At 68.1% G+C, this 20,927-nt stretch carries 18 protein-coding genes; 7 read left to right on the top strand and 11 right to left on the bottom strand.

What is annotated here, in order from left to right; all coding sequences use genetic code 11:
• Positions 1-14 precede the first annotated feature (14 nt).
• Positions 15-485, bottom strand: coding sequence for a glycogen operon protein GlgX (locus ACZ5IK_RS31315; protein WP_465491006.1), 471 nt, complete (start codon positions 483-485; stop codon positions 15-17).
• A gap of 92 nt (positions 486-577) precedes the next feature.
• Between ACZ5IK_RS31315 and ACZ5IK_RS31310 the strand changes: the two genes are divergently transcribed.
• Both ACZ5IK_RS31310 and ACZ5IK_RS31305 read left to right on the top strand, forming a co-directional pair.
• Positions 578-1,321 (top strand): TetR family transcriptional regulator, encoded by a 744-nt coding sequence (locus tag ACZ5IK_RS31310; RefSeq protein ID WP_465491005.1) that lies wholly within the window; start codon positions 578-580, stop codon positions 1,319-1,321.
• A gap of 138 nt (positions 1,322-1,459) precedes the next feature.
• Positions 1,460-2,665 (top strand): cytochrome P450, encoded by a 1,206-nt coding sequence (locus tag ACZ5IK_RS31305; protein ID WP_465491004.1) that lies wholly within the window; start codon positions 1,460-1,462, stop codon positions 2,663-2,665.
• Between the two features lie 205 nt (positions 2,666-2,870).
• On the opposite strand, the gene ACZ5IK_RS31300 is transcribed toward ACZ5IK_RS31305, so the two are convergent.
• From ACZ5IK_RS31300 to ACZ5IK_RS31290, 3 genes are all read right to left on the bottom strand, one after another.
• Positions 2,871-3,650 carry an endonuclease I family protein gene (locus ACZ5IK_RS31300; protein ID WP_465491003.1) on the bottom strand — a complete coding sequence of 260 codons (780 nt, stop codon included), beginning with the start codon at positions 3,648-3,650 and terminating at the stop codon, positions 2,871-2,873.
• Between the two features lie 203 nt (positions 3,651-3,853).
• Complete coding sequence (locus tag ACZ5IK_RS31295; protein WP_465491002.1) at positions 3,854-4,741, bottom strand: nucleotidyltransferase family protein; 888 nt, start codon at positions 4,739-4,741, stop codon at positions 3,854-3,856.
• A 185-nt stretch (positions 4,742-4,926) separates the two neighbouring features.
• Positions 4,927-5,226: a hypothetical protein gene (locus tag ACZ5IK_RS31290; protein ID WP_465491001.1), complete on the bottom strand. Its 300-nt coding sequence runs from the start codon at positions 5,224-5,226 to the stop codon at positions 4,927-4,929.
• Between the two features lie 73 nt (positions 5,227-5,299).
• On the opposite strand from ACZ5IK_RS31290, the gene ACZ5IK_RS31285 reads away from it, so the two are divergent.
• Both ACZ5IK_RS31285 and ACZ5IK_RS31280 read left to right on the top strand, forming a co-directional pair.
• Complete coding sequence (locus ACZ5IK_RS31285) at positions 5,300-5,653, top strand: hypothetical protein (protein ID WP_465491000.1); 354 nt, start codon at positions 5,300-5,302, stop codon at positions 5,651-5,653.
• 1,097 nt (positions 5,654-6,750) lie between these two features.
• Positions 6,751-8,391: a BTAD domain-containing putative transcriptional regulator gene (locus ACZ5IK_RS31280; protein WP_465490999.1), complete on the top strand. Its 1,641-nt coding sequence runs from the start codon at positions 6,751-6,753 to the stop codon at positions 8,389-8,391.
• A gap of 19 nt (positions 8,392-8,410) precedes the next feature.
• On the opposite strand, the gene ACZ5IK_RS31275 is transcribed toward ACZ5IK_RS31280, so the two are convergent.
• Complete coding sequence (locus ACZ5IK_RS31275; protein ID WP_465490998.1) at positions 8,411-10,261, bottom strand: AfsR/SARP family transcriptional regulator; 1,851 nt, start codon at positions 10,259-10,261, stop codon at positions 8,411-8,413.
• Positions 10,262-10,698: 437 nt separating this feature from the next.
• Here ACZ5IK_RS31275 and ACZ5IK_RS31270 point away from each other — a divergent pair, with 437 nt between their 5' ends.
• Positions 10,699-12,036 (top strand): FAD-dependent oxidoreductase, encoded by a 1,338-nt coding sequence (locus ACZ5IK_RS31270; RefSeq protein ID WP_465490997.1) that lies wholly within the window; start codon positions 10,699-10,701, stop codon positions 12,034-12,036.
• Between the two features lie 15 nt (positions 12,037-12,051).
• On the opposite strand, the gene ACZ5IK_RS31265 is transcribed toward ACZ5IK_RS31270, so the two are convergent.
• From ACZ5IK_RS31265 to ACZ5IK_RS31255, 3 genes are read right to left on the bottom strand one after another with little or no spacing between them, the layout of a single operon-like run.
• Positions 12,052-12,909: an LLM class flavin-dependent oxidoreductase gene (locus ACZ5IK_RS31265; RefSeq protein ID WP_465490996.1), complete on the bottom strand. Its 858-nt coding sequence runs from the start codon at positions 12,907-12,909 to the stop codon at positions 12,052-12,054.
• Between the two features lie 4 nt (positions 12,910-12,913).
• Entirely contained in the window at positions 12,914-13,930 is a 1,017-nt protein-coding gene (locus ACZ5IK_RS31260; RefSeq protein WP_465490995.1) for a methyltransferase, read from the bottom strand.
• Positions 13,927-14,874 (bottom strand): NAD(P)-dependent oxidoreductase, encoded by a 948-nt coding sequence (locus tag ACZ5IK_RS31255; protein ID WP_465490994.1) that lies wholly within the window; start codon positions 14,872-14,874, stop codon positions 13,927-13,929. Before ACZ5IK_RS31255 ends, ACZ5IK_RS31260 begins: the two co-directional genes overlap by 4 nt.
• A gap of 189 nt (positions 14,875-15,063) precedes the next feature.
• Between ACZ5IK_RS31255 and ACZ5IK_RS31250 the strand changes: the two genes are divergently transcribed.
• Entirely contained in the window at positions 15,064-16,260 is a 1,197-nt protein-coding gene (locus tag ACZ5IK_RS31250) for a cytochrome P450 (protein ID WP_465490993.1), read from the top strand.
• 31 nt (positions 16,261-16,291) lie between these two features.
• Complete coding sequence (locus tag ACZ5IK_RS31245) at positions 16,292-17,089, top strand: SDR family NAD(P)-dependent oxidoreductase (protein WP_465490992.1); 798 nt, start codon at positions 16,292-16,294, stop codon at positions 17,087-17,089.
• Positions 17,090-17,136: 47 nt separating this feature from the next.
• Here ACZ5IK_RS31245 and ACZ5IK_RS31240 read toward each other — a convergent pair whose 3' ends face one another.
• The 3 genes from ACZ5IK_RS31240 to ACZ5IK_RS31230 are packed head-to-tail and all read right to left on the bottom strand — an operon-like array spanning position 17,137 to position 20,847.
• The gene (locus ACZ5IK_RS31240; protein WP_465490991.1) at positions 17,137-18,285 is read right to left on the bottom strand and encodes a nucleotide disphospho-sugar-binding domain-containing protein; all 1,149 of its coding nucleotides are present in this window, start codon (positions 18,283-18,285) and stop codon (positions 17,137-17,139) included.
• A 4-nt stretch (positions 18,286-18,289) separates the two neighbouring features.
• A complete protein-coding gene (locus tag ACZ5IK_RS31235; protein WP_465490990.1) occupies positions 18,290-19,354 on the bottom strand; it encodes a methyltransferase in 1,065 nt (354 codons plus the stop codon).
• 5 nt (positions 19,355-19,359) lie between these two features.
• Complete coding sequence (locus ACZ5IK_RS31230; protein ID WP_465490989.1) at positions 19,360-20,847, bottom strand: MFS transporter; 1,488 nt, start codon at positions 20,845-20,847, stop codon at positions 19,360-19,362.
• Positions 20,848-20,927: the final 80 nt, after the last annotated feature.

The raw sequence follows: 20,927 nt of genomic DNA, 5'->3' as shown, positions 1-20,927 counted from the left end.
CGGGAAAAGCCCTCTCAGAACCTCGCGTGGATACCGGCGAGGACCGCGCCCAGACTGGGAAGCCACCGTTGCCGGGGGTCGGGGGCGGTGAGCCACTCCAGCGCGACGTCCGGACGCCGGGCGCCGATCGGCAGCGGGAGAAGCGCGCCACCGGCGATCACCTCGACGTCCTTGGGCAGAGCGGCGCGCGGAGGAACGAGGCCGTCCGTCTCGGCGAGCATGGCCACGCGCGGTCCGAGTCGCGACGGGATGACGAACGCGGGCCCCTCGCAACCTGTCGCGGCGAGACCGTCGAGGACCGGTCCGGCGCTGAGCCTGGGGACCGTCACCGCGCAGATGCCGTTCTCCAGTACCAGAAACGGCCGGGCCCCCTGCCGTTTCACCGACCAGCCGAAGAGCCTGCCGTAGTAGGCCTCGAAGTCCTCGGCCGCCGATTCCCGCAGCGCGGAAGACTCGCTTGGCTGGATCTGCTGGTCGAGGGTCATCGGCGACGCCTTCCACTGGGCGGGGTGTGGAGTGCCTCTCACCGTAACGGCACTCAGTGTCATTAGCAAGCAGAACTGCTACCGTCCCCGCCATGACGGATCCGTCACGACGCGCACCAGCCACCCGGGTCGGGGCGACCCCCGCCGGCCGGCGACAACTGCGCCGTTCGCTCGCCACCGCGGCGGTGGATCTGTTCGTGACCCGGGGATACGAAGCCACCACGGTGGACGAGATCGCCGCCGCCGCCGGAGTCGGCCGCCGCACGTTCTTCCGGTACTTCGACGCGAAGGACGACGTCCTCTTCGCCAATCACGACGAGATCGTGGCGGAGATGGAAGAGGTCTTCGCCACCGCGGACCCGGCGTGCGAGCCGGTGGAGGTGGGCTGCGCCGCGGTGCGCCTGGTACTCGACTCCTACGCCGCCGACATCGACGGTTCCCTCAAGCGCTTCACCTTGACCCGTACCGTGCCTTCGTTGCGGGACAAGGAGGTCGCGACCGTCGACCGCTATCAGCGCGTACTCGCCCGCTATCTCCAGAGCCGGTTCGAGGAGCGGGGCGACCCGATGGCCGCCCTGCGCGCGGCGGTGGCCGCCGCGGCGATCGCGGCCGCCAACAACCACGTGCTGCGCCGTTGGCTGCGCAGCGGCGGCAAGGACGACATCGCGGCCGGCGCGGACGAGGCGTTCACACTGGTCATCGACGCGTTCCGCACCGGCGGGCCCGCCTCGTCCGGCCAGGAGACCACCGTGGTCGCCGTGCTGAGTTCGGCGGCGCCCACGTCCGAAGTCATCGCCCAGGTCACCGCGGCATTGAACCGCGGCGGCGAACAGTAGACACCCGGCCCGCACTGACACTCAGTGTCATTCGCCCCTTGTCAAATGTGAGCCAATTAACATCCTATTTGTCCGATTACCGGGGTGCCCGCCACCGGCATGCTGCAGGCGCATCAGTGATCGACACAAGGAGGCTCCATGAATGCGGCGCAGTCGTTTCCGATGGCCCGGGCGGCGGGTTGCCCACTCGACCCGGCACCGGAATTGACCCGGCGGGCCGAACTCGAGCCGGTGTCACGAGTGAGGTTGTGGGACGGCGGTACGCCCTGGCTGATCACGCGGCACGCGGACGTGCGAGCGGTGCTGGCCGACCCACGGGTCAGCGTCGACGCCACGCGGCCCGCCTTCCCGCACACCAACGCGGTGAGCAAGGCGCGTGACACGCGGATGAAAACGTTGATGCAGATGGACGCGCCGGAACACACCGCCCAGCGGCGGCTGCTGACACCGGAATTCACGATCAAGAAGATGACGGCTTTGCGGCCCCGGATCCAGCGGATCGTCGACGACCTCATCGACGCGATGCTCGCCGCCCCCGCGCCGGTGGATCTGGTCGGGGCTTTCGCGTTGCCGGTCCCCTCACAGGTGATCTGCGAACTGCTCGGCGTGCCCTACACCGACCGCGACTTCTTCCAAAGCGTCGCCCGCACACTCGTGATGGACGAACTCGATCCCGGTCAGGCCATGACCGCGAGCGAACAACTGACCACCTACCTGGAAGACCTGGTGGCCGCGAAGAACGCCGAACCTGGCGAAGACTTACTCAGCACCCTGACCGTCGAACAGTTCCGGACCGGTGCGATGACTCCACGCGAGATCGCCACACTGGGCCAGCTCCTCCTGGTGGCCGGACACGACACCACCGCGAGCATGATCACCTTGGGCACGATCGCGCTCCTGACCCACCCGGACCAGCTCCGGGCGCTCCGGGACGGCGACGACCCCGCGGTGGTGGCCGACGCCGTGGAGGAACTCCTGCGCTATTTGTCCATCACCCACACCGAAGCCCGCCGTGTCGCGCGGGAGGATCTGGAGATCGGCGGCACGCTCATCCGCGCGGGCGACGGCATCATCGCCGTGAAGAGCACGGCCAACCGGGACCGCTCGGCCTTCCCGGATCCCGATGGGCTCGACATCGGGCGCGAGTCCCGCCACCATCTCGCTTTCGGCCACGGCAGGCACTTGTGCCTCGGCGCCCCGCTGGCGCGGGCGGAGCTTCAGGTCGTCTACAGCACGCTCTATCGACGCGTTCCGACCCTGAAACTGGCGGCACCGCTGGAGGAACTGGTCTTTGACGAGAACGCGATCTTCTACTCGGTGCGGGAGCTACCCGTCACCTGGTGATCCGGAGGGCCATGGGCGGCGTACGGCGCCGCCCGCTTCGGTGGTCAGCCGTAGTGAGGGGACGGGCAAACGCGGCGCCCTATGCCGAGCGGCCGTGTCGCGAAAGCCACTTTCAGGACATCAGACGTCGCGAAAGTGGCTTTCGCGACACCCGCCCCGCGCCCGACACCGAAACAGCACGAACACGCCAGATTTGTCTTACCCCTCAATAGATGGAGGCGGCCCATTCGGGATGGTCGATGAAGGGATTGCGGTTGTGCTGGAACTGGTCGTAGATGACCTGGTTGCGGCGCTGCTCGCCGGCGTCGGGCGGATCCTGGGTGTTCCACTTCAACAGCACCGAGAGGCGGCCGATGTTGGGCTTGGAGCCGTTGTCGACGGCGTCGTTGGGTTCCAGATCGGCAAAGCCGTCGGTGCCGTCGTAGCGGACGGCCATGTACAGGATCATGCGGGCCACGTCGCCCTTCACCGCGTCCCGCGGCTCGAACGAATCGTCGTCGGTCAGGCTGCCGGGCGCTTCGTCGACCGGGGAACCACCGGCGTCGAAGTCCTTGTTCCCGCGAGTGCTGTTGACCGACACGTCCTCGGCACGAAGATGGTGCAGGTCGGTACCGGGCCCGGTCGCGGTGCCGAAGTCGCCGTGCGACTTCGCCCAGACATGTTCCCGGTTCCACTGGTCGACATCGCCGCCGTTGGCGGTCTTCGCTTGCGAGCGGCCGCTGTAGAGCAGCACGACGTTCGCCGCGTTGGCGGGATCTTCGTCGGTGGCCTTGATCCCGTCCCACACCTGCTCGTAGGTCAGCTTGGTGTTGGTACTGATGATCTTGTGCAACGCCGACTTGAGTTCGGCACCGGTCTTGCCCACCGCGTCCTGGTAGTAGTCGTCGCCTGCCGAGAGTGGTCTCGCCGAGGCTGGCGCCGCCAAGGTGATCCCCACCGCGATGGTGAGCGCGACTACTTGGGCGATACGGCGGGCCGGCTGCATGAACAGTCCTCTCCCCAGAGGCGCCGACCCGTGTCGCCGTTCGCCGGCGACACGGTCAACGCACTAGTCGTCTAGTTGGAAAAATACTGTCATACTTGTCAATAGGCGCATCCGGTCGCCTCGGCTACACGAACGTATTGCCGCAGGCCATGCACTCTTCGACCATCCCGCCGGGACGTCCACACCAGGGGCACGGCTCGTCCTCAGGCCCACATCCTGTCGTCCGACAGCATCACTCTGAACTCTCCGTGCATGAACTCGATCCAGTGCGGGTACGTCGTGTCGTTGAGGAGATCCCAGGGCACGAACGACTGACGCGAGCGTTCGTTCTCGGCGACCCCGCGAAGATAGGTCCTCACCTTTTTTCGCGTCGAATTCAGGTTCCGGGGAGTGTAGTGATCGTTGGGGACCCCGTACGCCAGCATCTCCAGTGTCGCCGAGGAAACTCCCAGCGCAGAGTCCGTGATGACGTGGCGGGACGGACCGGGCGAGCGCCAGTTCCCGGAGCCGCGATATTTGAGATCGGCATGGTTACTTTTCAGCCGCCGCACGAGTTGCGTGAACATTCCGCTCGTGCGCTTGTCCTTTTCCTTGATCTTCGCGATATACTTCTTCGGGTGTCCGACCTGCGGTTCACCGTATCCATCCCAGAAAATGACACCCGCGCCCACGGTTTTCCTGGAAACGGACGGCGTTTCCAGGAACCGCTGGCAGATCAGCAGATCGGCGTTGACGTGGCCGGGAAAGACCGGTGTCACCTTGAGCACCTTCTGAACCTTGCCCCACGCGACCATCGATCCCAGGCCCGGCGACATCGTCTCGAAGTCGTAGCTCAGCGCTTGCGCGATGGTTTCCTTGAACCACAGGAATTCCGGGGTGGGTGCCCGCCCCTGCGCCCGTTTGCCGAAGCTCGTGCCCGGTGCCGCTTCGGAGCCGTCCCGCCAAGTGGGCACGATCGGATGGCACAGTTCGACCACCACGTCGACGTCGCCGCGCGGGTCGATTCGTGTCCCCTTCACGGAAGACCCGTGCGGATAGACGTCGAAGCTGCAGCCAGTGGATGCCAGCATCCCGTGGATTCGTTCCTTCAAGAAGACGAAAGTAGCCATTCCGGCGTCACCAACCGTCACATCGACGATGTTGACACATCGCTCGCCCACTCGGCAATCTCATGACCCGTGATATCGGGCGCTCCCAAGAGAGTTTGTCAATCGATCTTGCTTAATCGCGCCAAGACCACAGTGCGGGAAAGGGACAATCCTCGCTGATCCGTGACTCACCCGGGTTCGTAGGGTTCCCACGTCACGCGGACCGTGGCGCGCTGCCCGTCCGGGGTGGTCAGGCGCAGCGGAACGTCACCACCGGTCCGGATCGGCCGGGTCAGCCGGACGGTCACGAGCGCGCCTTTGCCCGAGGTCAGCGAGCCACCGGCCGGGCTGACACTCAGCGCCGGATGCGGGGACGACGTCGACCAAGCCAGGTTTCCCACGAGAGCGCCGCCTGTCGGCGCCACGGTGATCGAGGGGTCGGAGGCGGTCGCGGTCCAGGACATGTCGCTGCCCGCGGTGACTCCCACGGACGCCGTGGTCCCGTAGAGGGGAAGGTCGATCGATGGCGGGGTGAGCGCCAGCACGCCGGGCGGTGGCGGTGTGATCGGAATCAGCGCGGCCCTTGATGTCCAGCTCGGCTGCCAGCTCCTGACCGTCGATGCCCTTGCCGAAATACAGGTCATGGAATCGGCGCTTGTCAGCGGGAAGGGTGTTCTCGATAAGACCTACGAGCCGGATGAGCTCTTCACGTACTTCATTGTCGCCGATGAACTCTTCGGACGACTCCACTTGATCGGAAAGCGATTCTCGGGCAAGGTTTCACCCACTATCTCGCGCGGGCGTGGCAAGCCTTCGAGAAGACACACGGTGCACAGGAGGCGCGGCGGTGAAGTCCTCGACCTCTTTGCCGTACCTCACATGCTCTTCGTCGGTGCCGTCGGACGACGGCACTGAAGCCGGCTGATCATCAACGTGCGTCACGGATCTTCCTCCATCAAGTGCGCTTGCAGTCTCGCGGAGTACGTGCGCCCCGAAACGGTTGAGCAGTACTCCGAGTGAGTGCTCTATGCCCGCGTCCGGCGATTTCGGGGAGGACGACGGACTCCGCCACACGTATCTGCATGGACCAAGGCAGACGGCAACGAATCATCGTTCTGATCATGCTCTGCGCGGTCGTCGTGGCGGAAAACCTGCTGATCGACCCCGGCTCCGTGCGTGACGTGCCACAACTCGTGGCGGCACCCGCCGCCGAACTGAGCGCGATACTGCTGATGAGCGCGGTCAAGCGACGGAAGCGAACGGACCCGATCCGTCCACGCAGGACTCGTCCGGCCATTCCACACAATAGGAACAGGCGATTGACGTGATCGGCCGGATCGAACCAGGTACGACCGTTCCGGCACACCGCCGTCCGGGTGCCGATTACCGAGGAAGTGTTTCGCGACACGGGGAACACGGGCGAGCACTAATGGTGATTCGACGCAGAATCCGAATCAGTCAAGGCCATCTCCGAGCACGTCCCACCGCTCCACACCTCGGTAACCTCGCGGAAACATCACCATCGAGCCACGTCCGGCGCTGCGGATTCAGCCCCAAGACGACCTCTCCACTGGGGAATTCATCGCGTCCGGCGCACAGACAGTGGTTTCGCCTTCGCCGCTCGACTTCAAACCCCGATGGCCGTTTCCTTTATTGACACAGAGATGTCGTCGGCTATATTATCCGACCGCAGCACGGTATGCGTGGAACGTGAACATCGCTACCCTTTATCGTGCTCTGGGGAGGATCTACGAGTGGATCTGCACTGTAAAATTCTGGGGTCTTTGGCGATCGAAATCAATGGGCGGGATGTCACGCCGAGCGCACCTAAAATGCGAAGAATACTGACGCTTTTAATACTTCGAAGCAACACGCCCGTCAATATAGACGATCTCGTTCTGGAGCTCTGGGGAAACCACCCTCCGCCCAGCGCGCGCACCACGGTGCACACCTACATCCACAAACTTCGTTCCCTGCTTTTCCCGGCAAATCTGCCGAAGCGCGGTTTCGCGTTGCACACCAAACAGCAGAGCTACTTCCTCGAAATGCCACCACCCTGTCTCGACCTGCACCGGTTCGAACAGCTGGTACGGCGCGGCGAGGGCGCGCTGGAGCGTGGTGAACCACGCCTGGCCACGGAATCGCTGCGTGAGGCCCTCGGCCTGTGGCGAGAGCCGGTGATGAGCGCCATGGAGACCGGTGCGCTGCTGGCCGCGCACGTCACCGGCCTCGAGGAGAGCAGGCTCCGCGCCCTCGAACTCCGCATCGGAGCGGATCTTCAACTGGGGCGGCATCGTGAACTCGTGAGCGAGCTGAAAGAACTAGTGATCACGTATCCGCGCAGCGAGGTGTTCCACGCTCACCTGATGCTCGCGCTGCATCGCTGTCACCGGCGTGACGAGGCGTTGGGGGTCTACCAGCGATTCCGGCGCGAAATGGTCGAGGAAATGGGTCTCGAACCTTCGCAACTCCTGCAGCAGGCACATCAGGCCGTCCTGGCGGGCGAACCGGTCCCGAGTACCGCCCCGCCGAAACCCCAGGTCACCGTCGCGTCCGAGCGCCCCGCTCAACTGCCGGGCGACAGCGCGGACTTCGTGGGCCGCGGTGGCCTCATCGAAGACGCGGTCCAGTGGCTGACCTCGGCCGGGCTCGCGGACCTCGCGCCGAGGGTGCTGTCGGTGCACGGTATGCCGGGCGTCGGCAAGACCGCCTTCGCGGTGCGCGTCGCGCAACGGGTGCGATCCCGGTTCGAGGGCGGGCAGTTCTACGCCTGCCTCGGCGCGAGCGGCGAAGCCAGGGATCCGGCGGACGTTCTCGACGGTTTTCTCCGGGCCGCGGGGTTTCCCGCGGAGCGGTTGCCCGCCGGCCTGGAAGACAGGGCCGCGCTCTTTCGCACGTGGACGTCGATGAAGCGGGTGCTCGTCGTGCTCGACGACGTCGGTTCCGCGGAGCAGGTGCGGCCGCTGATGCCCGCCGGACCGCGTTGTGCGGTGGTGGTCACCGCCCGGCGCGGCCTCCATCCGGCGGCCGGATCACGGCTGGTCGGTCTCGACCCGCTCGAACCGGCCGAGAGCGCCGGGCTGCTGTCCGCGATGATCGGCACGGAACGGGTCGCCGTCGAACGTGAGCACGTCGACCGGATAGTCCAGTTGCTCGGCGGTCTGCCCCTCGCCGTGCGCGCGGTCGGCGCCCAGCTCGGTTCCGTTCCCGGCTGGCCGATCCGGACCGTGCTCCGAGAGCTCGAAAACGACGCGCGCAGGCTCGACGCGTTGTCCTTTCACGATCTGGACGTACGCGGGCGGATCGCGGGCAGCTACCACGTCATGCCGAGGCGGGCTCAGTTCGCGTTCCGGAAGTTCGCCGCCACGGGGAAGCCCACGCTGGCCGATGCCGAGGCGGCCGCGCTGCTCGGTTACGACCGGCTGGAGACCGGCAGGATCCTGCTCACCCTCGTCGATCACGGGCTTCTCCGGATATCCGGAGAAGCGATTTCGGCGGTGAGCTACGAATTTCATCCACTGATCCGCTGCTACGCCGAAGAACTCGTCGAGGATGTCGCCCGGCGCCGTCAGCTGACCCGGCCACGCCGGGCGCGGTTCTGCGCGCACCGGCCCCGGACCATGATGAGGCAGCGGCGACGACGGCCCGGCTGAGCGCCGGGCCGTCGTCGTTTCAGCTCAGCAGGCAGAGTTCCTTCCGCTCCCCCAGTCTGCGGCCGATCGCCCGCAGGCTGGGAAAGAACGAATACCGGGTATGCCCGATCCGGTCGTCGAAAGCGGCCACCTCGATCAGCCGCAGCTCGGCCAGATCCTCCAGCAACGACTCGGCGTGCTGCTCGTCCACCTCCAGTGTCCCCGCCGCCTGAGCCGCCGAAACGCTCCCGTCCTCCAGCTTCGTCAGCCTGCGGAAGGCGTCCTGCGCGTCCGGGCGAGCCAGCGAACAGCTCCGTTCGACACTCGCCTGCAGGCCGTGGAGATCGGTGCAGACCAAGGGACCGTCGATCACCGTGCTGAGCCGGTGGACCGATCTGGCGATCGCCCAGTGCGGCCGGACCCGCAGCATCCCGGCGACCGAATGCAGCGACAGCGGAAGCCCGTCGCACAGTCTCACCAGTTCCCTGGCGGCCTGCTCGTCCTGGGAAACCCGGTCACTGCCGAGGACCCCGGTCAGCAGCTGAACCCCTTCGGACTCGGTGAGCGGCCGCAGTTCCACGGTCATGCTCGTCGCCGCGACGAAGAGACGGCGGCGGCTGGTCACCAGCACCCCGCAGTCCGGGCTCGACGGAAGCAGCGGCAGCAACTGTTCGGGACTGACCGCGTCGTCCAGCGCGAGGAGCACGCGGTGTTCCGTGGTCCAGGTGCGGAACATCCTGCTGCGTTCGTCCGTCGACGCCGGGATCCGGTCGTCGGTCACTCCTGCCGCACGCAGGAACCCGGCGAGCACCTCGCCCGGTTCGACCGGCCTGCCGTCGTCGCCGAGCAGCCTGGCGTAGAACTGCCCGTCCGGATACCGGTCCACGACCTGATGCGCGACGTGGTTGCACAGTGCCGTCTTGCCGACGCCGGGAGCACCGACGATGACGACGACCGTCGCGGCCCGGCCCCGCCCGGTGCACAACGCCTCGAGTGCCGCGGCGCTCTCGGCCCGCCTCCCGATCAGGACCGCGCCGTCGGGCGGGAGCTGCCGCGGAGGCCTGGACCGGCGGGTGACGACCGGCCCCGCGGCGGAGGCCGGTGAGGACAGGCTTTGGTCCGCCCTCAGTACGGCCCGCTGCAACCGTTGCAGCGAATCGGTGGGATCGAGGCCGAGTTCGTTCGCCAGTGCCTCCCTGGTGCGGTGGTACACGTGGAGCGCCTCGGCCTGTCTGCCCGCCCGATAGAGCGCCAGCATCAATTTCGCCTGGAAACCTTCATGGGTCGGGTACTGCGCCCCCAGCATGGTGAGCTCGCCGAGCAGCTCGTTGTGCTTGCCCAGCTGGAGATCCACGTCGATCCGCTGTTCGAGGACGCCTTTCCGGAGTTCCTCCAGACGTCGCGTTTCGGCCTCCAGGACCGGTCCCGTGCTGACGTCCGCGAGCGCGAGCCCACGCCAGAGCCGCAGCGCTTCCGCGAGCGATTCGGACGCGGTGCCGACCGCCCCCATTTCCAATTCGGCCCGGCTGCGTTTCGCCAGTTGCTCGAAGCGGTGCGAATCGAGCGCGTTCGACGGCAGCGCGAGCACATAACCGTTCGTGAGGGTGTGCAACGCGGCATCACCGGCACCCGCGGGGCGCGAAGAGCGCACGCCTTGCGCCGGTGACAGCTGCAGCAGCTTCCGCAGTTGGTAGATGTAGGTCTGCAAGGTCGTGGCGGCGCTGGCCGTCGGCCTGTCCTCCCAGAGTTCGTCGATGATCTGATCGGTCCGGACGAGATTGTTCGCCTGTAGTGCCAGAAGACTGAACATCCGCCGAAGTTTCGGCGCGGACGGAGTGATCACCACTCCATCGCGGAAGACTTCGAGCGGCCCCAGTAGATTGACCTCCATCGTCAGCACGCTCCCCCAGTTTGCCGGTGACTCGATGACCCGTACGCGCAGTGCGGATATCGATTTCTTTCGGGCGTCCTTTGTGAGTCCTTACAATCTATCGGCTGGTGCGACCCCCACCCTTGAAGATCGGTTGTGGCTTACTACAGCGATCCTGATGTGGTTACCGGCTGACCAAAGCCGCGTCCGAGCCGGCGACCGGACGTGGCCGGCGGCGCGATGACCAGCACTTATCCGCCGGACGGCGCGGAAATCGAACACTCGTCCGCGGCCGTCCGGATTCGATCCGCTCACCCGAGGGTCATCCGATCGATGTAGCCGGGTTCCCGCGCCGCGAGACTTTCTGTACGGAAACGGGCGACCGAAGGCCGATGTCGGCTCCTGACGGCGCGCCTAACGTGGGCGGCAAGGATCATGCTGGAGGAGGGGGAATCGCCGTGCTGTCAGGTCGCGTGCCACGGATAGCGATCGTCGGTTCGGGGCCGGCGGGGGTGTTCACCGCGGAAGCTCTGCTGAAATCGGAGCGGGGTCCGGCCATCGACGTCTTCGACCGCTTACCCGCCCCGTACGGCCTCGTCCGGTACGGCGTGGCACCCGATCACCCGAGGATCAAGTCGGTGAGCGCCGTCCTGCGGCGGGTGCTGGAGAATCCCGCCGTCCGGTTCTTCGGCAACGTGACGTTCGGCGTGGACCTCGGCCTGGACGATCTGCTCGCCCACTACGAGGCCGTGATCTTCGCGACCGGGGCTCCCGGGCATCGCGGGCTCGGGGTGCCCGGCGAGGAGCTGCGCGGCAGCTGGCCCGCGGGCGAATTCGTCTCCTGGTACAACGGCCATCCGGACGCGCTCGTCGATTTTCCCTTGCACGCGAGCAAGGTCGCCGTGCTCGGTGCGGGCAATGTCGCACTGGACGTGACCCGGTTGCTGGTCAAGGACCCCCGCGAGCTGGCGAACACCGACGTGCCGGATCACGTCCTCGACGGCTTGCGGTGCAGCAGCGTCGCCGACGTGTACCTGGTGGCCAGGCGCGGGCCCGCCCAGGCCAAGTTCACCACCGTCGAACTCCGGGAACTCGGTCTGCTGCGCGGGGTCGACGTCCTGGTGCGGCCCGAGGATCTGCGGTTGGACGAGGCGGACGAACGGCTGCTCGAAACCAACCGGCAGACGCGGGCCAACGTCGATCTCCTGCGAGAGTGGGCGGAGCGCCCCGCGACCGGCGCCACCCGGCGGATCCATCTGGTGTTCTGGCGGGGCGCGACGGCGATCGAGGGCGACGGCGCGGTGAGCGGTCTACGGCTGGCACGCACCCGCCCCGGCGACAGCGAAGGTGAAGAGGTGCTGCCGGTCCAGGGTGTGCTCCGTGCCGTGGGTTATCGCGCGGATCCGTTGCCGGGGTTGCCTTTCGACGCACGCACCGGGACCTTGCCGCATCGCAAGGGGCGGATCGTCGACGGCGGAGAGCGGCCGGTCGCGGGCTGCTACGTGGCGGGCTGGCTCAAACGGGGCCCGTCCGGGGTGATCGGCACCAACAAGGCGGACGCCGTGGAGACCGCACGGTGTGTCATCGAGGATCTCGCGGAGGGCCACCGCTCCCGGTCGTCGGATCCGAACTCCGTGCCGCGGCTGTTACGCCGCCGCGGCACGGAGTTCGTGAGCTGGTCGGACTGGCTGCGCCTGGACTCCTACGAGATCAACCGGGGACAGGCGCAGGGCCGGGATCGCAGCAAGGTGTCGGATCTCGATGCCATGCTGGCCATCAGCAAACGCGGTCTGTGAACGGGCACGAGACCTTCAGTGCACCACTCCGTCGAGCAGTTCCAGCTGTGATCGCTCGGCGGCGCACGGCATGAGGATCAGTTCGGTACAGCCCGCGTCGGCGTAGGCCGCCACGGTTTCGCGCAACCGCGCCGGATCGGTGAGGACGCCCTGGGTGATCCGGTCGGTCGCCTTCTCCCCGAGGAACGCGTAGTACTCGCCGACGTAACGCCGGGCCACTTCCGCGCCTTGGGGGCCGAGCGCGAAATAGGCCAGCGCCAGCAGCCGCGGCTGATCCTGCCTGCCTTCGGCCGCCCAGCCGCGCCGGGCGCGTTCGGCGAGCTCCCGGTACCCGCTGGCCGAACTGCCGCCGGAGATCCAGCCCTGCCCGTACCGGGCCGCCCGTCGGATCGCGATCTCCGTATGCCCGCCGAAGATCAGTGGCGGGCTCCCCCGATACGGCGAAGGACCGATCCGGCCGCCGGATTCCGCACCCGCCCAGATCGACGTCATGCGTTCCACCGCCGTGTCGAGGGTGCGGCCTCGCCGCGCGTAGGGCAGGTCCGCGGCGACGAAGTCGTCCTCCCTGCCGCCCGCGGCGAGACCGGCCACCAACCTTCCCTCGCTGATCCTGTCGAGGGTGGCGAGCTGCTTCGCGAGGAGTGCCGGATTGCCTCGATACGGCGCGAGCAGAACGGTCGCGGCGAGGCGGATCCGCCGCGTGACACCGGCCGAGGCGGCCAAGGCGATCAACGATTCGCAGTTGCCGTACACGAGCCTGTCCAGCGTCGCGAGCGAGCTGAACCCGGCCTCGTCGGCGTACCGGGCCCAGCCCAAGAGCTGCTCGCCCGCCACGCCGCACACCGCCGCGGGGAGGCCGACTCCGATCTCCACCCGGTCAACCCGCCTTGTGGCCGATCACGACGGTGTCGTTCTCGCCGAGCGGAGCGACCTCCGTCGTGCTGAATCCGGCTTCGGTGAACCAGCTCTGGTACTCCGAGGCCGGGTACTCCGCTCCGCCCGGCGTCGTCAGCATCATGTCGAGACTGATGATCAGGTTGGTCAGATCGGTGCCGTCTTCGTCCACCATCCGGTCGTACACGACGAGCTTCCCGCCGGGCCGCACCGCGTCGAACGCCTTGCGCACCAGCATCCTGCACTCGTCGGGTGACCAGTCGTGCAGGACGTGACCGATGACCACCACGTCGGCGGGCGGGATCGGATCGGTGAAGAAGTCGCCCGCGTGGAAGGTGGCACTTCCTTCCACACCGAGTGTGCGCATGTGCTCTTCGAACGGCGACCGCATCTCCGGCAGGTCGAACACGGTGCCCGCGAGATGCGGATGGGCCTTGACCAGACCGCCGGTGAGATTGCCGCGCGCGCCGCCGACGTCGACCACCGAACGGTAGGCGGTCCAGTCGAGGGCCTTGGCCAGCTCCGGCACGATCAGGCTGGTGAGCGCGTCCATCATGCCGAGGAAGCTGCGGAGCCGGTTCGGCTCCTTGATCATCTCCATGTAGTCGGCCTCGGCGGTGGGCTTCCCGTTCCGCAGCATCTCCCCGAACCGGCCCCACGCCGGATAGAGCATGTGGTTCGCCCGTTCGAGGAAGCCGCCGACGTACCCGTCGTTGCTCCGCACCAGGTGACGTCCGGCCAGCGCGCTGTTGCGGTACCTCCCGCCGTTGTTCTCGAGAAGGCCGAGAGCGGCGAGCACGTTGAGGAAGTCGCGCGTTCCGCGCGGGTGCAGGTCCAGCTTCACCCGCAGTTCTTCGGCGGTCAGCTCGTCGTCGCCGAGCACGGTGAACAGGCTCAGTTCGAGCGCCGTCAAAAGGCATTTGGCGGTGCAGAAGGCGGTACCGAGTTCGAAGACGACACTCGGGCCCGCGCCGTCGATGCTCGGTGCTTGTGTGGTCATTGCTGGTGTTCCTCCTTGATTCGGGGAATCGTGCCTGCGGCGTCGGCGTCGTGGGTCGCCAGGACGACGGCCGCGTCCTTGTCGCCGTCGCCCGCCGCGACGACGCCGGCGTAGCGGTGGGCGAGCGTTCCGGCCAGCGGGAGGGCCACTCCCGCGTCCTGTGCCTCGGTCAGCAGGAGCCGGACGTCCTTCTCCATCAACCGGGCCCGGAACGCGGCGGGTTCGTAGTTTCCGGTGCGCATGAATTCGGCCCGGAACGCCAGGACCGGCGACCGGACCCCGCTGCTCAGCACGGTGTCGAGGAAGGTCTCGCGGTCCAGCCCGGCGACGGCGGCGAAAGCGATCGCTTCGGCCAGTGCGACCGTCTGCGCGCCGAGCATCAGGTTGAAGGCCAGTTTGAGCGCGCTGGCCTGACCGGACTGTCCGAGATGGACGAAGCCGTCGCGGCTCAGCGCGTCCAGGACGTCGCGGGCGGACTCGACGTCGTCGCGCTCCCCCGCGGTGAAGACCCGCAGCCCGCCGGAGCGGGCCATCCCGGGATTGCCGACCACACTGGCCTCCACCCGCCGCACCCCCGCGGCCGCCAGCCGCCGGGCCGCGCGACGGGCGTATCCCGGCGACACCGCGGAGGTGTCGATCACGGTCGTTCCGCTCCGCAGCCGGGGCAGCAGGTCGTCGAAGAGCACCGCGTCGACAGCGGTTTCGTCGCTCAGGCTGAGCAGGATTCTCTCGGCCTTGGCGACGGTTTCGGCCGACTCGGCGAGCACCGCGCCCGCGGCGACCAGTGGCGCCGCCTTCCCCGCCGTGCGGTTGTGGACCGTCAACGGGAACCCGGCCTCGAGCAGGCGGTGTGCCATCGCGGCGCCCATGGCGCCCAAGCCGACGACGGCGACCTCCCCGGGCCTGTGCCGCCGGGATCCCGGCCCGCTGGTGGCCTCTGACATCGGATGCCTCCGTCCGTCGATCCGGTGCGGTCTCGGATCGAAGGTTCGCGGCCCGTCCTCCAAACACGCTGGTGCGCCGTTGAACCGCCGGAGCCCACCGGGTGCCCAGCGAGCTTCCATCCGCCCTACAACGCCCGCGCGCATCGTGTGGCCTTCGCCGTCCGTCGCGGAACCCGATGAGGAGAACCCATGTCTGCCGAACCGGCACCGTCCTTTCCCTTCCGTGCGGCCGATCCGGTACTTCCACCGGCCGAGTACCGGAAACTCCGCGCCGAACGGCCGGTCTGCCGGGTGACGCTGCCGACCGGCGACCTCGCCTGGCTGCTGCTCCGGCACGAAGACGTGCGGAACGTCCTCGCGGACGCCAGGTTCAGCCGCGAGGCGATCACCGCGCCCGGCGCGCCGCGGATCCTGCCGATCGCGCGGGGCTCGCGGTCGATCTTCGTGATGGACCCGCCGGAGCACAGCAGGTTGCGCAAACTCGTGTCGAGGGCGTTCAGCCCCCGCCGGATCGAGGCGCTGCGGCCGCGGATCGAAGACCTCACGAACGGTTTCCTCGACACGATGGCCGAAGCGGGGCCACCCGCCGATCTGGTCGCCTCCCTCGCCCAGCCTCTGCCGATCACGGTGATCTGCGAAATGCTGGGGGTGCCGCTGGCCGACGTCGGGCAGTTCCGGGCGTGGACCGACATCATGCTCGGCTTCACCCCCGACCGGCAGGCGGAAGTGCTGGCCGCGAAGGACAAGCTCTCCGAGTACCTGACCGAGCTGATCAAGGAGAAACGGCGGCACCCGACCGAAGACCTGCTGATGGTGCTGATCTCCGCGCAGGACGAGGGAGACAGGCTCAGCGAGGAAGAACTGGTGGCGTTCGGCTACACGCTGCTCGGCGCCGGGTATCACGCGACGACCGCGAGCATCGTGCACTCCTTGCTGACCCTGCTGAGGAATCCGGCACGGCTGGACGAGCTGCGCCGCGATCCCGCTCTGCTGCCCGGCGCGGTGGAGGAGCTGCTCCGGCTTTCCCAGGCGGGCGGCGGCATCGGCGCGTTGCGGATCGCGACGGAGGACGTACGGATCGGTGACGTGGTGATCCAGGCGGGCGAAGCCGTCCTGCCCTCGATCAACGCCGCGAACCGCGACGACTCGGTGTTCCCCGACCCCGACGAGGTTCGGCTGTCGCGCCCCCGGAATCCCCATGTCGCCTTCGGACACGGCATCCACCATTGCCTCGGCGCCCAGCTCGGGCGGATCGAACTGGAGGTCGCCCTCGGTTCGCTGCTGGCGCGGTTCCCGGATGTCCGCCTCGCGGTGACGGAGGACGAACTCGGCTGGAGCAAGGGACTGGCTTTCAGCAGGCCGGACGAGCTCCCGCTCGCCTGGTGAAGTCCATCTCGGACGGTAAAGGGGGACACGAATGGATCTCGGACTCGAAGGCAGGTCGGTCTTCATCACCGGCGGCAGTGGCGGTCTCGGCGGGCCGATGGCGCGGGTCTTCGCCGCCGAAGGGGCCAACGTGGCGCTGACCTACCACCGCAACAGGAGTGCCGCGTCGGAGGTGGCCGAGGCCGTGGAGAAGGACGGCGGCCAGGCCCTGGCCCTGCCGTACGACCTCGGCGACGAACAGTCGATCAGGTCGGCGGTGGACGCCGTGACCGCGGAATGGGGCGGGATCGACGTCCTGGTGGTCAACGCGTCGCCGGCGCGGGGCCCCGACGAACACCGCGGTCCTTTCGAGACGGTGCCCGTCGGGACCTGGCGTGCGCAGTTGCGCGAAGAGGTCGAAGGCGCGTTCCACACCGTCCAGGCGGTGGTGCCGGGGATGAAGGCCCGCGGCTGGGGCCGGATCGTGCTGATGTCGGCCAGCATCGTCAACCGCGGGATGCGCGGCGAAGAAGCGTACGTGGCGAGCAAGGCGGCCCTGCACGGGCTGAACCGGACGCTGGCCACCGAACTGGTGGGACACGGCGTCCTCAGCAACGCCGTGGCACCGGGGCCGACCGTGACGGCCAATCTGCTGCCGAAGGTCCCGCCGGAGATCCGGGCCACCTTGGCAGGCCTGAGCCCGGCGGAGATCCAGCAGGTGCTCAACGACCGGATCCCGCAGCTGCGGTTCGGTCTCCCCGAGGACGTGGCGAGAGTGGTGGCGTTCCTGGGGTCCGACGCGAACCGCCACGTGACCGGCAGCGTGGTCAACGTCGCGGGCGGGCACTGACGTCGGAGGCCGTGTGACGGGGGAAACCCGCCACACGGCCTCCTTCGTCACTCACGTTCGGCGACGAGCTTCTCCAGTACGCCCACCACGTCCGCGGGCGGCGGCCGGAGCCGTGACTCGGCGGCGAGTGCGGCGGCCGAGTCACGGTGGCCCACGTCCGCCAGCAGCCCGGCGGCCGCCTCACGGACCGCCCCGGGATCGGCCTCCTCCTTGGCGATGACCCGTCCGGCACCGGTGGCCGCCAGTTGCCTGCCGTGCAGCGCGTGATCGGGCAACTGCGGGATCACCAGCTGGGGCACGCCGTGGATCATCGCGGTGAGCGTCGTCCCAGCGCCCCCGTGGTGCAGCACCAAATCGCAGGACGGCAGCACCAGATCCAGCGGTACGCCGGTCAGGACCCGTACGTCACCGGGCAGCCCGGCGAGCAGCTCCGTGTGCTCCTCGGCGACCGCGACGACGATCTCCGCGTCCAAGCCCGCCACGGCATCCGCCATCCGCCCCGCGAGCATCCGCCCCGATTCGAGCTTGGCCATCGTGGTCCCCCACGTGACGCAGATCCGCGGCCTGGTCCCCTTGGGCGGCGCGGGATCGGGGACCGTGCCGGGACCGTTGTACGGGACATAGCGGATCGGCTGCGGGCGGTACCCGGTCGGGACCTGCAACCGCGGCGGGCAGGGATCCACGGTCAGCGCGCCACGAACGTCCACTTCGGACAGACCGAGCCGATCGGCGAGCGGACTGACCGCGTCCGGCAGGAAGTCCCCCGCCCGCTCCAAGAGGTCGACGCCGTAGAGCACGCGCACCGCGGGCACTCCGATGGCGGCGGCCGCGAGCGGACCTGCCCACGTCGTCAGCTCGTGGACGATCACGTCCGGCCGCCACCGCTTCGCCTGCCCGGCCAGATCGTCCACCATGGAATCGGCGAGTTCGACCAGCATGTCCAGCGCTCTCGGCCTGCCGTGCCGTCGAGCGGCGGGCCGCCCGCCCGGCCGCAGCACGTACTCCCGGACGAACTTCGGCACGTCGACGTCGTGTCCGACGGAAACCGCGTCCAGGCCCGCCTGCCGGATCACCGGCGTCAGGCCGGGCTGGCTCGCGACCCGCACCTCGTGCCCGGCGGCCCGGCAGGCCCAGGCGAGCGGGACCATGGGAAAGAGATGGGACGGCCATGCCCAGGTACAGAACAGGATCCGCATGCGCTCAGTCCCCCGCGGTCGCTTCGATCAGGCGAAGCGGGGTCCCGGTCTCGGTGACTCCCCGGTACCGCAGCCCGGCACGTTCGAACAGTTCGGCGTATTCCTCCGCCGTCCGTTCCCTGCCGTCCATGACCAGCAACATGTGCAGGTCCATCAGGGCGTCCCAGGGGTTGGCGGGCGGGTCGGAGATCAGCTGTTCCAGCAGGATGACCCGGCTGCCCGGTTCGGCCGCCTTCGCCACGTTGCCCAGCGCCTGCACGCACATTTCGTCCTCCCACATGTGCAGGACCTGCCGGAACAGGTAGACGTCGGCCTTCGGCACCTCCACCAGGCAGTCGCCCGCCTCGAGTGCGCACCGGTCCGCGAGCGCGCCGGTGCTCAGCACCGGATCCGCTCGCTCGACGGTGTGCGCCCGGTCGAAGAGGATTCCGCGCAGATCCGGGTTCGCCTCCAGCAGCGCGCGCAACAGTGAGCCGTGTCCGCCGCCGACGTCGACGACCGTGCGCGCCCCGGAGAGATCGAGCCCGCCGACCAGCGCCGGATGCATCGCGACGGACTGCGCGGCGTAACCGCGCAAGGTGGCCGCGCCCGCCTCGTTGTCGTCCTCGGCGAAGTAACTGAAGAGGTCCTTGCCATAGGTGGCACGGAACGCGCACTCACCGGTGCGGACGCTCTCGTCGAGCTTCGCCCACATCTGCCAGCCCCAGTACGAGCCGGTCTGGATCACGTCCCCGATGCGCACCGGCGCGTCGGAGCGCATGGCCCGGGACGCCTCCGTGTGCTCGTAGCGTCCTGGTCCGAGCTGGCGATAGACGCCGTAGGCGGAAAGCGCGCGCATCAATCTCGACAGCGCGCCCGCATCGGCCCCGATCTCGTCCGCCAGCTCGTCGACGTGCACCGGTTCGTCGCCGACGGAATCCGCGATCCCCAGTTTCGCCGCGGCCTGGATCACGCCGCTCGCCCACATGCCCCAGGCCAGCTCCATCACGTTCTGGACGGGCGGTGTGCCGAGTACGGGAGCGCCTTCGAAAGCGGTCGCCGGTCCGGTCTTCCGTTCTGCGTCGAGCATGATCATCACCTCGGGATCGTTCGTCGGATGACATCGTCCTCAGTGGACGGTGCGGGATCATCGGCCGCGGTGGCGGGCACGCCACCGGGCGGGAGCAGGAAACTCATCACGAAACTGGCGAAGAACAACGCCACGCAGACCCAGAGGCCCGCCTCGATCGCCCGCCGGTGGTCCCCGGTGGCGGCGAGCGAACCGAAGAAGACCGTGCCGAGCACCGCGACACTGATCGCCGAACCGACCTGCAGCGCGGTGGTCATCAGGCCGGACGCCGCGCCGGCGTCCCGCACGGGCACCTTGCTCAGCACGATGTTCACCAGGGTCGCGCTGACCATGGCCATTCCCACCCCGATGACGATCGCGCCCGGCACGAGCGCCCACGGCGACAACGCCGGGCCCAGGACGTGGATCGGGTAGATCACGCCGGCCACCCCGGCGATCTTGACCAGCGCCGCGATCGACACCACCTTCCGGCCCAGGCGCGGGGCCAGCCGGATGGACAGCATCGATCCCGCGACGATGCCGAGTGAGGACGGGAACAGCGTGAGCCCGGTCAGCCACGGCGAATAGCCGAGACCTTGTTGCAGGTAAAGCGAAAACACGAAGGTGTGGCCGGTTCCGGCGAAGAAGACCAGCGCGAGCGGGAGACCCGCGCGGAGGCTGCGATGACGCAGGATCCGCGGCGGGATGAGCGGAGTTCCCCCGCCGCGTTCACGTAATCGCTGATGCCACAGGAAAAGCAGGAGGATCGGCAGCGCCGAGGCCAGACAGAGGAAGGTCCACGGTGGCCATCCGATCTCGTGTCCGCGCACCAGCGGGTACATCACCGCCACCAGGGCCGCCGTCACCAGCAGCACACCGGCCAGGTCCAGCTTCGGCGCCGACTCGGACCGCGATTCCGGCATCAGCCGGATCGCGCCGGCCAGGGCGACCACGCCGACCGGGAGGTTGATCAGGAACACGGCGCGCCAGCCGAGCCCGGCGATGTCGGCCTGGATCAGCAGGCCGCCGAGGACCGGACCGGTCATCCCGCCCAGCGCCAGTGAGATCCCGTACATCGCCAGCGCCCGTGGCCGCTCCACCGAAGGGAACTCGACCTGGATGAAGCTGAGCACCTGCGGGATCATCATCGCGGCCGCGGCCCCTTGCAGGACACGGGAAGCCACCAGCGTTTCCGGGTCTCTCGCGAGCCCGCACAGCGCCGAAGTGAGCAGAAAGGCACTCATTCCGGCGAGAAAGGTCCGCTTCCGGCCGAAGATGTCACCGACCCTGCCGCCGGTGATCAGCAGGACGGCGAACGCCAGGGTGTAGCCGGCGGAGGTCCATTGCAGTGTCGCCGGACCCGCGCCGAGGTCTTTCTCGAACGCGGGCAGCGCGACCGTGACGATGGTCGCGTCGAGCAGGTCCATGTAGCAGGCGAGTAGGGCGGCGACCAAAGCCGCCCAGCGCCGCGGATGATGGATTTCAGGGGTGGTGCGGAGGTCCAAGGGAGTCATCGGCCGACTTTCCTGAGGCGTCAGCGTGCTGACCGATGCTCAGGGGAGGGCCTGGGATCGTGCTGGAACCTCGGTGGACC

This window comes from Amycolatopsis sp. NPDC031561 (assembly GCF_055580625.1).
This window is presented reverse-complemented; position numbering and strand designations above follow the sequence as displayed.

What these genes read in the sequence shown, in the direction of transcription:
- ACZ5IK_RS31250 (WP_465490993.1), top strand. Translation starts at nt 15,064, where the DNA reads ATGTCTGCCGAACCGGCACCGTCCTTTCCCTTCCGTGCGGCCGATCCG.
- ACZ5IK_RS31260 (WP_465490995.1), bottom strand. Translation starts at nt 13,930, where the DNA reads ATGACCACACAAGCACCGAGCATCGACGGCGCGGGCCCGAGTGTCGTC.
- ACZ5IK_RS31315 (WP_465491006.1), bottom strand. Translation starts at nt 485, where the DNA reads ATGACCCTCGACCAGCAGATCCAGCCAAGCGAGTCTTCCGCGCTGCGG.
- ACZ5IK_RS31275 (WP_465490998.1), bottom strand. Translation starts at nt 10,261, where the DNA reads ATGGAGGTCAATCTACTGGGGCCGCTCGAAGTCTTCCGCGATGGAGTG.
- ACZ5IK_RS31305 (WP_465491004.1), top strand. Translation starts at nt 1,460, where the DNA reads ATGAATGCGGCGCAGTCGTTTCCGATGGCCCGGGCGGCGGGTTGCCCA.
- ACZ5IK_RS31230 (WP_465490989.1), bottom strand. Translation starts at nt 20,847, where the DNA reads ATGACTCCCTTGGACCTCCGCACCACCCCTGAAATCCATCATCCGCGG.
- ACZ5IK_RS31300 (WP_465491003.1), bottom strand. Translation starts at nt 3,650, where the DNA reads ATGCAGCCGGCCCGCCGTATCGCCCAAGTAGTCGCGCTCACCATCGCG.
- ACZ5IK_RS31245 (WP_465490992.1), top strand. Translation starts at nt 16,292, where the DNA reads ATGGATCTCGGACTCGAAGGCAGGTCGGTCTTCATCACCGGCGGCAGT.
- ACZ5IK_RS31235 (WP_465490990.1), bottom strand. Translation starts at nt 19,354, where the DNA reads ATGCTCGACGCAGAACGGAAGACCGGACCGGCGACCGCTTTCGAAGGC.
- ACZ5IK_RS31240 (WP_465490991.1), bottom strand. Translation starts at nt 18,285, where the DNA reads ATGCGGATCCTGTTCTGTACCTGGGCATGGCCGTCCCATCTCTTTCCC.
- ACZ5IK_RS31255 (WP_465490994.1), bottom strand. Translation starts at nt 14,874, where the DNA reads ATGTCAGAGGCCACCAGCGGGCCGGGATCCCGGCGGCACAGGCCCGGG.
- ACZ5IK_RS31310 (WP_465491005.1), top strand. Translation starts at nt 578, where the DNA reads ATGACGGATCCGTCACGACGCGCACCAGCCACCCGGGTCGGGGCGACC.